Annotated in this window: 15 protein-coding genes; 1 reads left to right on the top strand and 14 read right to left on the bottom strand. The window is 58.0% G+C overall.

What is annotated here, in order from left to right:
* Positions 1-63: 63 nt before the first annotated feature.
* The 9 genes from ADG881_RS17575 to ADG881_RS10030 form a co-directional block, all read right to left on the bottom strand.
* Positions 64-435: a hypothetical protein gene (locus tag ADG881_RS17575; RefSeq protein ID WP_156790387.1), complete on the bottom strand. Its 372-nt coding sequence runs from the start codon at positions 433-435 to the stop codon at positions 64-66.
* 131 nt (positions 436-566) lie between these two features.
* Positions 567-851: a hypothetical protein gene (locus ADG881_RS09995; RefSeq protein ID WP_039926568.1), complete on the bottom strand. Its 285-nt coding sequence runs from the start codon at positions 849-851 to the stop codon at positions 567-569.
* A 130-nt stretch (positions 852-981) separates the two neighbouring features.
* Positions 982-1,344, bottom strand: a complete 363-nt coding sequence (locus ADG881_RS10000; protein WP_039926569.1) for a hypothetical protein — start codon at positions 1,342-1,344, stop codon at positions 982-984.
* Between the two features lie 58 nt (positions 1,345-1,402).
* Positions 1,403-1,804, bottom strand: coding sequence for a type II secretion system protein GspG (locus tag ADG881_RS17880; protein WP_083787476.1), 402 nt, complete (start codon positions 1,802-1,804; stop codon positions 1,403-1,405).
* A 400-nt stretch (positions 1,805-2,204) separates the two neighbouring features.
* On the bottom strand, positions 2,205-3,344 hold the full coding sequence (locus tag ADG881_RS10010; protein WP_007150363.1) for an acyl-CoA dehydrogenase family protein: 1,140 nt from the start codon (positions 3,342-3,344) through the stop codon (positions 2,205-2,207).
* A gap of 256 nt (positions 3,345-3,600) precedes the next feature.
* The gene (locus ADG881_RS10015; RefSeq protein WP_007150035.1) at positions 3,601-4,050 is read right to left on the bottom strand and encodes an OsmC family protein; all 450 of its coding nucleotides are present in this window, start codon (positions 4,048-4,050) and stop codon (positions 3,601-3,603) included.
* Positions 4,051-4,134: 84 nt separating this feature from the next.
* Positions 4,135-4,989, bottom strand: coding sequence for a triacylglycerol lipase (locus ADG881_RS10020; RefSeq protein ID WP_007148664.1), 855 nt, complete (start codon positions 4,987-4,989; stop codon positions 4,135-4,137).
* A gap of 169 nt (positions 4,990-5,158) precedes the next feature.
* Complete coding sequence (locus ADG881_RS10025; protein WP_007151171.1) at positions 5,159-6,319, bottom strand: alpha/beta fold hydrolase; 1,161 nt, start codon at positions 6,317-6,319, stop codon at positions 5,159-5,161.
* On the bottom strand, positions 6,316-6,972 hold the full coding sequence (locus ADG881_RS10030; protein WP_039926571.1) for a VOC family protein: 657 nt from the start codon (positions 6,970-6,972) through the stop codon (positions 6,316-6,318). Before ADG881_RS10030 ends, ADG881_RS10025 begins: the two co-directional genes overlap by 4 nt.
* 205 nt (positions 6,973-7,177) lie before the next feature.
* Between ADG881_RS10030 and ADG881_RS10035 the strand changes: the two genes are divergently transcribed.
* Complete coding sequence (locus ADG881_RS10035; RefSeq protein WP_007151138.1) at positions 7,178-8,101, top strand: hydroxymethylglutaryl-CoA lyase; 924 nt, start codon at positions 7,178-7,180, stop codon at positions 8,099-8,101.
* Positions 8,102-8,282: 181 nt separating this feature from the next.
* Here ADG881_RS10035 and ADG881_RS10040 read toward each other — a convergent pair whose 3' ends face one another.
* The 5 genes from ADG881_RS10040 to ADG881_RS10060 all read right to left on the bottom strand — a co-directional run bounded on the left by ADG881_RS10040 (position 8,283) and on the right by ADG881_RS10060 (position 12,783).
* Positions 8,283-8,756, bottom strand: a complete 474-nt coding sequence (locus ADG881_RS10040) for a PaaI family thioesterase (protein ID WP_007148797.1) — start codon at positions 8,754-8,756, stop codon at positions 8,283-8,285.
* 77 nt (positions 8,757-8,833) lie between these two features.
* Complete coding sequence (locus ADG881_RS10045; RefSeq protein ID WP_007149874.1) at positions 8,834-10,297, bottom strand: sensor domain-containing diguanylate cyclase; 1,464 nt, start codon at positions 10,295-10,297, stop codon at positions 8,834-8,836.
* Positions 10,298-10,474: 177 nt separating this feature from the next.
* Positions 10,475-11,023, bottom strand: a complete 549-nt coding sequence (locus ADG881_RS10050) for a YggT family protein (protein ID WP_007150807.1) — start codon at positions 11,021-11,023, stop codon at positions 10,475-10,477.
* A gap of 241 nt (positions 11,024-11,264) precedes the next feature.
* Entirely contained in the window at positions 11,265-12,074 is an 810-nt protein-coding gene (gene proC, locus ADG881_RS10055) for a pyrroline-5-carboxylate reductase (protein ID WP_007149373.1), read from the bottom strand.
* A 19-nt stretch (positions 12,075-12,093) separates the two neighbouring features.
* On the bottom strand, positions 12,094-12,783 hold the full coding sequence (locus ADG881_RS10060; RefSeq protein ID WP_007151482.1) for a YggS family pyridoxal phosphate-dependent enzyme: 690 nt from the start codon (positions 12,781-12,783) through the stop codon (positions 12,094-12,096).
* Positions 12,784-12,820 lie beyond the last annotated feature (37 nt).

A 12,820-nucleotide genomic window follows, 5' to 3' on the forward strand; every position in this document is an offset into this window, starting at 1 on the left:
ATGGAATTCACATAACGCCTGCCTCAGCCGCCGAAGGTCGGCCTGGAGGCCCTTGTTAAGTTATTAGGCACTTGCATACCAGTGATGATAAAAATCTTCCTGGGCTACTTCTGCCAAAGAAGGAGGAATTATCAGCGTATGCTCATTATTGAAAAACAGCGCCAAGCAGCCTCTTCGATACTCAAATGACGTAAGTCGTACATGATCAAGAGGGCTCAAACCTTCACTCCATTCCTCGAATTCGCTTGTATCTCCGGGATACTCGCCGGAGCACATAACCGTTCCGGATGAGCTATTGAGGGTCCATGGAGGATCAATCCAAATGTATTCCCCCTTATCCGCAAACCTTAACTTAATCGAATTACAGGCCAGCGTCCTCTCGCAATCACGACCAACAAAGCCATTTATAATTTTTATATCTTCGTCGTGATCCATAGATAGACTCCAAACTTAACGCCCGAGTTAAGCCGACTTGCGTAGCGTAGCCGACAGCGTAGCAAGCTTTATCTGCCACGCTGTCGGTATAGCGAAGCAAGTTCGGCTTGAACGAATTGTTAGGCGACACGCTAGTAGCCGTGCGCCTCTGCCACCAACTGATCGTTCACGAACACCTTGTAACTTTGAGGCCGAAGACCCGCTAGTAAGAGCGGGCGGACTTTCTCCACCACAACGCTCTTCCCCTCGATTCGACCTTTCCATGATTGCTTCAGCCGCGTGGAAAAGTGAGTGAGCGGATTAGCCGGGTTTTGTAGCAGGGCTGTCTCGTGCGGAGTGACGAGGCGCATGCCACCGAATAACCAGTTGCGCTGAAACTTGACAGGAGTATTTCCAATTTGGAACTCAATTTCCATTGATGCCTCCAGTGACGCCTAACGCCCAGCGCAGGCGCAGCCAGCGCGGAGCGCCTTTTGTGTTAATGTTTGAGCGCCAGCGAGTAACGCAAAAGGTGCGTAGCGTTGGCTGTCGCTCTGCCGCTGCTTGTTAGCAGCTGGTCGTTACCTCATGAAAGAGCTGCTGCTCAAGAGTTAGGGGAGCCATGAAATCACGAACAAAGCTTTCCCTTTGCTCTATACTTGAGCTTGCCCACCAATTTGAATCTACAATGTGTTTCTTTAGCAATTGAGTTTCAAGGCGACTCTCATCTGCCAATTGCCACTCCAACCATTCTTGACGTTGTTTCTCATTGCAGTTTGCAAGCAATAAATCAAAGATTTTGAACGCCAAGCTACCCGTATAAGGACTACCCTGAGCCTCTTTCAAGCATGATTTTTTATCAAATTTTACGGCCATCATGCTTTTATGGAGAGCTAGAAGCTCCCAATAGTTATCAATTTCTAGTTTCATGACTAAGACTGCTAACGCCGGCCATCATGCGCTTGTCGTATGCATGGCATTGTTAAATTTACTTTCGCGTAAAAACTATATCCTTGCTTTTACCCTCACCACCTGGGCTTCCATCTAGACCATAGGAAATGATTGACAAAGGGCTTTCCCGATATATGTACCTGCGACTCCATGGGTCTTTAAGTTCTTCTTTAATATAACCCCACCTACTGTAATTATTTGGCTTAGGCAAGGCGCTGCCTGCAACCAGCACTTCAAACCCCTCCTCGTTCGTGGGATACCGACCCACAGTAAACTTAAAATAATCAATCTGGGTCCAAAGGTATTTAGCATCTTCACGTATACATTCTATTTTTTCCTCATGGGTCGCCGCTTTAGGCCTCTCAGCGTCCAAAGCACAAACTCTTGAAAACGAAGGGGATGAAGCCACCAAGAAAAAAATAAAAATCGCAACCCGCATTCCGTCACCCTATAGATTTAACAGCGTATTCAGTCGAACGGTTCGACATATCTTTTTTCGACATAATTCTTAGCCAGGCAACAGCCACTGAGCCAAATAATTCAATGGCCACAATGATCTGGAGCACCGTCGAGAATTGATATCATCTGACAAAAGTCGAAGTAGCGGGTTATTTCCTGCGCTTTCTTGACCCTCTCCCTAGTGAAACCCACTTTATATCAACCGTTTAGCTTTTTATGTAAGCCATATCCTACAAATAAGCCGGGTTTTCTGTTGAGCATGGATTCGCCGGCGTTTGGCTGGATCAGGTTCGCACCTCAAGTGGTGCTCCTACAGAAAGAGGAGGCATAAAAAAACGCGGCCATCGGCCGCGTTTTTTTATTCGGAAAAATGAAGCAACTTACCGCCCGATAATCTCCCGGGAGATGATTTCCTTCATGATTTCGCTGGTACCGCCGTAGATGCGTTGGATGCGTGCATCCACGTAGTCGCGGGAGATGGGGTATTCCTGCATGTAGCCGTAGCCACCGAACAGTTGCAGACATTTGTCGGCGACCACACCTTGCAACTCAGTGGTGGTGAGCTTGGCGATGGAGGCGTTGGTGGCGGTGAGTTCGCTGCGATCGTACTGGTCGATGCACTGTTCGCCGTAGGCGCGGTTGACGACGACTTGGGCGTGCAGGTCCGCCAGCACGAAGCGGGTGTTCTGTAGGCTGGAGATCGGCTTGCCAAACGCCATGCGCTCCTTGGTGTATTCGATGGTGCGCTCGATCATGCCTTCGCAGGCGGCGATGGCGCCCAGGGCCAGGATCAGGCGTTCGCGGGGCAGTTCGTTCATCAGGTTGGCGAAGCCTTTGCCTTCACCGCCGAGAATCTGGTCGGCGCCGACTTTCACGTTTTCGAAGAACAGCTCGGAGGTGTCCGCCGCGTGGTGGCCCATTTTTTCCAGGTTGCGGCCACGGGCAAAGCCGTCCAGTGCGCAGTCCACGGTGAACAGGGTCATGCCTTTGGAACCGGCATTCGGGTCAGTCTTGGTGGCGAGCACGATCACGTCGCAGTGCTGGCCGTTGGTGATGAAGGTTTTCTGGCCGCTGATGCTGTAGCCATCACCGTCTTTGTCGGCACGGGTTTTCATGCCCTGCAGGTCGGAGCCGGCACCGGGTTCGGTCATGCCGATGGCGCCTACGGCTTCACCGGTGACCATTTTCGGCAACCAGGCTTGCTTCTGTTCTTCGTTGCCCAGGTGAAGGATGTAGGGAGCAACGATGTCGGAGTGCACGGAGATGTTGGACGCCAGGGCACCGAAGCCAGCGCGGGACGCTTCTTCCACAATCACCGCAGACAGGCGGAAGTTGGCGCCGAAGCCACCGTATTCTTCCGGGACGTCCACACACAGCAGGCCATTTTCGCCCATCTTGTTCCACAGCTCGCGGGGGAACATTTCGGCTTTTTCCCACTGGTCGTAGTGAGGAGCGACTTCGTTTTCGAGGAATTTTTTGACGTTATCGCGAAACAGTTCGATTTCGTTCTGATCAAGCATGTTGGCTAGTCCTGTGAGTGAACGGCAACGACCCACGCAGGGTGGGCCGCGAAACAATGGTCCACATTCTAGCCATAAGGCGTGACGGTCACATCACTGCCGGGTGACTGTCCGGTCCCGACGGGTGAGGCGAATCGATGCCTTTGACCTGCGCCGGCAAATCTGGAGTTTGGGGGTTTACGATTGGCGTACGAGGGTTCGCGCCCTGGAAGGGCGCTCCTACAGAATCCGTCAGGCTTGAGGGAAACCCGGTCGACTAGGCTGGCTCTACGCGCACGTCCGCCTTCAGGGAATTAGCCACGAAGCAGTTGCGATGGGCGCTGTCGTGGAGTTTTTCCAGGGCATCGCCATCCGGCTCCTCGCCGTCGAAGACGACTCGGGGGCGCAGCACGATCCGGGTGATCGCCATGCGGCCTTCCGGGTTCTTTTCTACCGTGCCTACCGGCTGGTCAATATAGCTGAGGACGTTGAGGCCACGCTTGGCGGCGATGGACAGGAAAGTCAGCATATGACAGCTGGCCGTGGCGGCAATGACGGCTTCGTCCGGGTTCACCCGGTTGGCGCAGCCGTAAAACTCCGGGGAGCCGGACGCCTGCACCACTTCGCCGCCAGCGAAGGTCCATTCGTGGTCCCGGTTGAAGTGTTCATAATCGAATTCAGTGCCCCGCTGCAGGTGCCAGGCCACTGTTGCGCCGTATTCACTCATGGTCAAACTCCCTCTCTCGCGTGATCACTTTCACCATGATCCGGCAAGAGAGGAAAGGCAACCATGTTCCAGATCAATGTCTGATCAGCTGTCCTTCACCGGGGCCAGAAGGCAACGCTCCACCTGATCCATCACCCGCGTGCTGTACAACAAGGCACAATGGCCCAGATACGGGACATGGATATTTTCTTCTGCACCGTGCAACACCGCCGTGGAGACCGGCAGCACAAAATTATCCATGTTGGAAAAGATGGAAAAGTACCGCGCGCCACCCGGGCAGGTTGTTTCAGTGGCCAGCTCCCGGATAAAAGGGCTCTGGTAGCGCAGCTGGGCGGCAGCACCCAATGGCGGAAACAGGCCGGCGACCCGCGAACCATAGTGCGGGCTGCCCAGGGTGATTACCCGATCGACCTTGCCGGCCAGGCCCAGGTTTTTCAGGGCGTACCGGGTCAGCGGGCCGCCCATGGAGTGGCAAACCAAGTGCGCTTTTTCCGCGCCCGTGGCCGCCAGGATACGCTCCACATGGTCCACCACCTGCTGGGACAGCTTGCGGGCATTGATGTGTGGCGGGGTATAGCTCACGGAATAGACGTTGGACCAGCCCCGCCACTTCAGTCGCCACTGCATAAACAGGAAGTTGGCGCTGTTACCGCCATAGCCGTGGACCAGAATCACCGGTGGCTCACCGTGATGGCGGCTGCGCGCCGGCGAGGTATCGTGGATCAACCGCAACGGATAACTGAACACCAAAACCGTCAGCGCGGCGGCTTCCTTGGCCATGCCCAACATGGCGGGCACCAGCCGTAGCGGCTGCTCACCGGGCAGCTCGGCCTGTTGCGGAAAACTGCGGCGGTCGTAGTACCAGCACAGGTAGAACAGCAGGGTGATGGACACCGTGGCGAGCACCGCCAGTGCCAACAGAAAAATGATCAAACCCATCCCGTGATTACTCCGTTGTTGTTTTTACTGACGCTAGGCCAGTGCCGGGGAGGATGAAGCGGGGCTGGTATGACTGTCGGACAAGGCGTGAAGAGAATTCACAATTGACCGCCAGTCATCCCGTCAACGGGAGCCACATGGCTTCCCGCCTGGAAAAACCACAACCTCGCTAGCCCAGCCCCTGCTCGTTCAGCCAGGCAGTACAGTGCGCCACCGCTTCAGCCAGTTTGTCGTTCTGGCCAAAGTAATAGTGATTGGCACCGGCCACTTCTCTCAAGGTGGCTTGCCCTGATTGGAAGCCATCGAAGAGCCGTTGGGTATGGCTGGGAGTACAGGCATTGTCGGCAGTGTTGCCGATCACCAGGGCCGGCACCGTGATACGCGCGGCACAGGCCGGGCCATTGGCGCGGGAATCGTCAAAGCTCCACTGGCTCAACCAGCCGCGCAGGGTGTTGAAGCGCGCCAGCGCCACCGGGCCGTTGTTTACCGTTTGCGGGTCACCGAGATAACAGGTGCCGGGGGCACGGTCATTGCTGTCCTGTTGTGGGTCCAGCCAGCGTACATCGCACATGGTGCGGTGCACGATGAAGCCGTACTCCTCCGTGTGCAGGCCCTGGCTACGGAAATCTTCCAGTTTGCCCTTCACCCAGGCAGTGATGCGGCGGTTGCGGTCGATCTGCGCCTGACGGAAACGGGCCACGAACTCAGCACTGTAGGGCGGTTGATTGGGGCAGTCCGGGTGGTAGATATCCAGCTCCCGATCCCGATCGTCCGGGTTGGTTTCGTCCTTCACGGACGGGTCCAGCCATTCGGTCATGGTGATGGCCCGGGATACATGGGCCGCCAGCAACATGATGCCGTCCGCCGGGATCAACTTTTGCGCGGTGAGGTCATAAGGATCTCCCGCCGGGGTGTGGGTAATCTGTGGGTCTTCCGCTTCGGCCTGATACAGCAGGCTCAGGGAGCCACCACCAGACCAGCCTGCCAGCACCACTTTTTCAAAACCCAGCCGTTCTTTGGCATCGCGCACGCAGGCGCCCAGATCCGCCACCACTTTTTCCATCAGCAACGCGCTGTCGGCCCCGCGATAACGGCTGTTGCAATAGATAACGGAGAGCCCTGCCTTCGCCAGCGCCGAGACCATGGGCAGGTAAGCACCTCCACCCACCGGGTGCATAAAGATCACCACGGTCTTGCCCGGGCCGCTTTTCGGGGTAAGCAGGTGGGATTCCAGCGCCACCAGATCCATGGGGCCGGCGTAGGTGTCCTTGAAGCTGGATTGCTCCATGAAGGTCACCAGATACGGGGTGCGATCGTAATGCTTGCTCATTGCGGGGCGTCCTTTTGTTCTTCTTTTTGTTTGCCCTTCTGCTGGTCCATGGCGCCCTTCACTTTCGAGAAGTCAGTCTTGCTCATGTCCAGGCCACGCATATCCAGGGCCGCGGCACCAAAATTGTCTTCCTTCAGCGCGCGGGTCTTTTCGGTCCATGCCTTCAGCACCCCATGGGCGTTGGCAGCATCCTCCGCCACCACCGCCTCGTAGCGGGCATCCTTGATGGTGATCTCCAGCGGAATGCCGTTGGGGTCGAAGAAATAGATGGAGTGAATGAAATCGTGGTCGATGGGGCCGAAGCAAGGGCGACCCGCCTTGTTGATTCGTCGGCGCCACTCCTTCAGTTCCTCCAGAGTGTCCACTTCAAAGGCCAGGTGCAGATCGAAGGCACTGCGCGGGCGGAACATTTTTTCATCGGCCCCTTCCGGGGCATCGAAGAAGGCAATGAAATTGTCATCGCCCATCTTGAAGAACAGATGCATGTAATCGATCTTGCGGCCGGTGCCGGGTTCTTCATCGAACACCATGGCCAGGGTGAGTGGCAGGCCCAAAACATCTTCATAAAACCAGCGGGTCTGCTCGGCATCTCGGCAGCGGTAGGCGCTGTGGTGCACGTGCTTGAGCATGGCGCAGGGGGGCAGGCTGCTCATGGTTGGCTCCTGTTATTGTTAGTGGCGGCAATGATGCTCCTTACCCCCCAAGGTTGCCGCAGACGCCGCCACCAAGGAAAACCGAAACCACCAAGAACCTGTCAGTTCTGGCCACCCTACCAAGCCACCGTCTGTCCGCCCAGGGTGCACAAAGCCAGCACCGATGGCACACTTGCGGGCCCTTTTCGGTACGACGGCAAGCACCATGACAGACCAGGCAATCATCAACGAAGTGGGGCTGCGCGACGGCCTTCAGAATCAACCGGTAACCGTGGACACCGCCACCAAGGCGAAACTGGCCCAGTTACTGGTCGACGCAGGCATGCGCTACCTGGAGCCGGTGAGCTTTGTGAGCCCCAAGGCGATCCCGCAGATGGCCGATGCTGCCGCCCTCACCCCGCTATTGCCGCAAGGTGACGCACTGCACTACACCGCTTTGGTGCCCAACCTTAAGGGCTACCAGCTGGCGCGGGATGCGGGCTACCCCACGGTGGCGCTGGTGCTGTCCACCACCGATTCCTTCAACGAGCGCAACCTGCGCATGAGCCTGGAGCAGGCCGCGCAGAGCTGTGAGGCGATCATTGCAGCGGCCAAAGCCGACGGCATCGCCACCCGCACTTATATCTCTGGCGCCTTCGCCTGCCCCTACGACGGCCCGGTGCCAGTGACGCTGCCCCAGCAACTCAGCGAGCGCATGTTTGCCGCCGGCTCCGACGAGGTGGCCATCGCCGACACCATTGGCGCCGGCAACCCCCAGCAGATGAAAGACATCATGGCGCCGCTGATTCGGGAATTCGGCGCAGAGAAATTCTATGTGCACCTGCACGACACCCGCGGGCTGGCCGCCGCCATGGCCTGGGCGGCGGCGGATCTGGGTGTGCGCCGTTTCGATGCCTCCGTGGGCGGGCTGGGCGGCTGCCCGTTTGCCCCCGGTGCCACCGGCAACATGGCCACGGAAGATCTGGTGTACTTGCTGGAAAGTGCGGGGCTGAAGACCGGTATCGATATCGAGGGGCTGCGGGGCGCCGTGGCGCTGGCCGCCGAAGCGACCCAGCGACCGCTGGGCGGGCGTATTCTGAACTGGATGGAATCCCAGGAGAAACAGGGCAAGACACCCTGCATAGGGTAATCCCGTACTTCCGCAGGAGCGCCGCTGGCGGCGCGATAACCCAGTTGCGAGTAACGAGTGACGAGAAGCGAAAATCGTTGGGTTTTCCCCTGGTTTGGGGTTGCCTTTCGAAACTCGCTTCTCGCAACTCGAGACTGAAGTTATCGTATCGCGCCGCCAGCGACGCTCCTACAGCAGACGTTTACGCGCGCGGGGCCACAATCATGCAAGTGCAGGTGGCGTGGGCGTACAGCTTGCCTTCCTCGTCCACGATACGCCCTTCCGAGATCACCAGATTGCGCCCCCGGTTAATCACTTTCCCTTCCGCCCGGTAGGCCTTGTCGAAGGTCAGCGGCCGGCACATCTTGATGTTCAGGTCCGTGGTGCCGTAGCTCTCGCCGGCAGCCAGTACGGTGTGGGTGGCGCAGCCGGTGACCGAGTCCAATACGGTGGCCGCAAAACCACCATGTACCCCGCCCAGCGGATTGGTGTGGCGCTTGTCCGGGGTCGCGATAAAGACCACACGGCCTTCTTCCACGGTATCCGGGTCCATGGGGATGGTTTCAGAAATGGGGGCACGGGGAATCTTGCCGGCGGCGAAAGCCTGCATGATTTCCAGGCCGGTCATGGTGGCAGGGTTCATGGTCATTCTCAGGGGTAATGGCGTTGCCTGCATTATAGGTTCCTATTTGGAACTTACAACTTGAGCGCCATTATTTCCGCCCCCGCCATAAAAGAAACGCCTCGAGCGCGTTACAGCAACGCCGTACGAACGCGGTTACGGCCGGCTTCCTTGGCAGCGTAGAGCGCCTGATCCGCCGCGCTTAGCAGTGCTTCCGGATCCTTCGCTTCATCGGCTTCGCCGCAGGGCAACAGAGTCGCCACTCCTACGCTCAGGCTCACCGGCGCGCTGAGCGAAGCAATGCCGGCCACCGCATGGCGGCAACGTTCCGCCACGCCCTCTGCCGCCTGCACATTGGCGGTGGGCAGCAAGGCAACGAACTCTTCGCCCCCGTAACGCGCCAGCACATCGGTATCACGGATCACCGGACGCAGCGCCGCCGCCACGGCCTGCAGCGCCACATCCCCTTCCATGTGCCCGTAGGTATCGTTGTAGTGCTTGAAATAATCCACATCCATGAACACCACAGAAATCGGCTCACGGCTGCGTTCGCAGCGGCGGAACTCCTGACGCAGATTTTCCATCAGCACCAGCCGGTTATTCAGCCCGGTAAGCGGGTCCGTGCGGGCCATGTCCGCCAGCTCCTGATTGAGCTGCTCCAGTTCGTCCTGCTTCTGGCGCAAAGCACGCTCTGCGGTGACCTGGGCAGACACATCTTCAATCTGGGAGAGAAAATACCGGGGCGTGCCATCCGCGTTACGGACAATAGATACCGCCAGCAAGACCCAGACGATACGACCGTCCTGGTGAAAATACCGTTTCTTCATCCAGTAACTGTTGCGCTTGCCTGCCAACAGCGCCTGCACGTGGTTCAGGTCCTTTTCCAGGTCGTCCGGGTGGGTAATGGTCTGGAAATCACTTGCCAGCAAGCTCTGCTCGTCATAGCCCAGAATGTTGCACAGCGCCTGATTCACCCGCATCCAGCCCCCTTGCGGGGACACAATGGCCATGCCAATGGCCGCGTGACGGAACGCGCCCTCGAACAGGGCCATGTTCTCTTCCATCTTGTTGACGGCCAATTGCCGCTGCTGATCCAGGTGGTCCTGCTCCAGCGCCTGGCCAAGGGACTTGCCCATCAACTCCAGAAATTCCATTTCTTCGATGCCGAACGGCTCGTGGCGGGGTACCGGATCACTGAAATTGAGGGTGCCAAAAATCTCGCCCTGCACATAAAGCGGCACGGCCATGTAGGATTCCAGCTTCATCCCCACATAAACCGGGTGCGAGCGCATTTCTTCCAGTTCGCCCACATGGTGCAACGCCACCGACCCCTGTTTGCTGACCACGGTAGAACAGTAGGTATCACCCAGCGGAAAATGATCGCCAGTGCTGATCCCCCCATCGCCCGGTTGCACCGCGAGTACTTCGTAGTCTCCGTCCTCAATACGACTGACAATACCAATGGACAGGCCCAGCAGGCGGCGACCCACCTCCAGGTAAGCGGCATACAGTTGCGCAAAGTCACTGCCAGGCAGCAATGACAGGTGGTGTAACTCTCTCAGGCCGATCAGACTGAAATCTGCACGGTTTTCCATCTTTTTCCCCGGGATTAGCGCCCAACGCATTGGTGCGCCGTTGTTATTTCTCTTTTGTAACCAAAGCCGCTGGGCAAGTAAAAACCCTTGCAACGTTTTGCACCAGAGAAAGGCCCGCTTTTTGATACCACTGAAACAAAAAAAGGCGCCATACGGCGCCTTTTCCCACTTTGGCAGTCAGTGCAGCTTAAACAGGATCTGCAGTAACTGGATGCCCAACAGCACAATCAGCGGGCTCAAATCAAACCCGCCCATGGGCGGCAGCAGTTTGCGAATCGGTGCCATGATCGGCTCGGTAACCTGCACAATGACCCGTACCACCGGGTTATACGGGTCCGGGGCTACCCAACTGAGAATCACCCGAATCAGCACCGCCCAGAACACATAGTTGAGGATCAGGCTGGCCAGCTCCTGCAGGCTGTAAATTACCAACTGCCCACCGATACCGGCCGGGAAACCACCCACCTGGATGCCGAGAATCAGCACCGCCTTGAGCATGATCAGCACTACTACCAGCACCAAGGACGCCACATCCAGCCCGCCGTAGCCAGGAATAATCCGGCGCAGAGGCTTAAGCAACGGGTTGGTAGCCTTGAGCACGAACTGGGAGATCGGATTATAAAAATCCGCCCGGGCCAGTTGCAGCACGAAGCGAGTCAGTACGATGAAGATGTAGGCGCTGAACGCAAAATCCAGCAGAAAAACCAGGGCACCCTGCGGGTTCATGGATCACTCCGTTGCGATGTCTTGACCGGCGTTTAGCCAGAAGCTGGGACAGAGTTTGGGGCAAAAGAAAGGAAAATCAAGCGGCGAGATGTGAGCAACTAGCGTCGAGACGCGGGCAAGGTTGTGAGTGCCTGAGAAATACCGTGCCCGCGCCATACTCTTAAACGCGGGCACTATAGCTGCACAAACACCAAGCCTATCTCGCGCCTCGCCGCTAGCAGCTAGAAGCTCGCAGCTGTTTTTACCCCGCCAGCTCTTCCGAGCGTTCCCGGGCAGCGGCGACGGCCGCCTGCACCTGCTCGCGGAAACCGGCTTCTTCGAACACATTCAGCGCGGCAGCGGTGGTGCCACCGGGGCTGGTGACCTGCTGGCGCAGTACATCCGGGCCGGCTTCGCTGGTAATGGCCAGCTGGGCGGCGCCCCAGGCGGTTTGCAGCACCATCTGCCGGGCGGTGCCCGCATCCAGCCCCTGGGCCTTGGCGGCTTCGATCAGCGATTCCATCAGCAGGAAGAAGTAGGCCGGGCCGGAGCCAGACACCGCGGTGACCGCATCCAGCTCTTTCTCTTCGTCGAACCAGAAAGCAATACCCACGGAACCCAGGATCTCCCTGGCCATGGCTTTTTGTGCATCGCTCACGTCATCGGCGGCATACAAGCCAGTGGCACCGGCCTGAACCAGCGACGGCGTATTGGGCATGCAGCGCACAATCGGGGTGCTACCCAGCCAGTTGCGCAGGTTGCCCACGGTGACACCGGCAGCGATGGAGATCACCAGCGGCTGGCGCTCAGCGATCAGGTCGCGCAGGTCGGTGCAGACCTGCTCCATCATCTGCGGCTTCACCGCCAGCACCAGTACGTCAACGCGCCCGGCCACATCACGGTTTTCGGTGCTCACGTGCACCCGGTGGAGCTGGGCCACCTCGTCCAGGCGGTCTTTGGAGGGATCACTCATCCAGATACGGGCCGGGCGAATTCCTTTCGCCACCATGCCACCGGCCAGGCTGGTTGCCATGTTGCCGGCGCCGATAAATCCGATTAGTTGTTGTGCCATAACTGCGCAGTCCTTGTTGTCAGGCCTTGGGCCGGCGCGGGCCGAACAGGGCAGTGCCCAGCCGGATCACGGTGGCGCCTTCTTCAATGGCCACCGCATAGTCCGCACTCATACCCATGGAGAGCGTATCGAGGGCGGGCATTGTATTGCGCAATTGTGACAGTGTCATGGCGAGCTGTCGGAAGGCGGCGCGATTGCCGTCCGTATTATCCGCCCGGGGAATCGCCATCAGCCCCCGCAGACGCAGGTTGGGCAAGGCCTCTATCTGTTCCGCCAGCTCGGCTACGCCCGCCAGGGGCACCCCGCTCTTGCTGGCCTCATCATCCACATTGACCTGAAGGCACACATTCAACGGTGGCAGATCCGGCCCGCGCTGTTCGCTAAGGCGCCGGGCCACCTTGAGCCGATCGACTGAGTGCACCCAATCAAAGTGGGCGGCGATATCACGGGTCTTGTTGGACTGAATCGGCCCGATGAAATGCCACACCAGCCCTCGCCCTTGCAGCGCCGCTATCTTGTCTAATGCCTCCTGCAAGTAGTTTTCCCCGAAATGGCGCTGCCCCTGGTCTGCCAGTTGGGCCAGTTCGTCTGCGGTGCGGGTCTTGCTGACCGCGAGAAGCTGCACACTGTGTGGATCGCGGCCTGAGCGCGCGCAAAGTGCATTTATTTGCTCATCAATGTGCAGCAGTGGTGATTTGACGTCAGTCATTATTGAACGGCTCAAGAGGTCGGGTTACTTTAGGCAT

This window comes from Alcanivorax sp. DG881 (assembly GCF_000155615.1).
Classification (GTDB): domain Bacteria; phylum Pseudomonadota; class Gammaproteobacteria; order Pseudomonadales; family Alcanivoracaceae; genus Alcanivorax.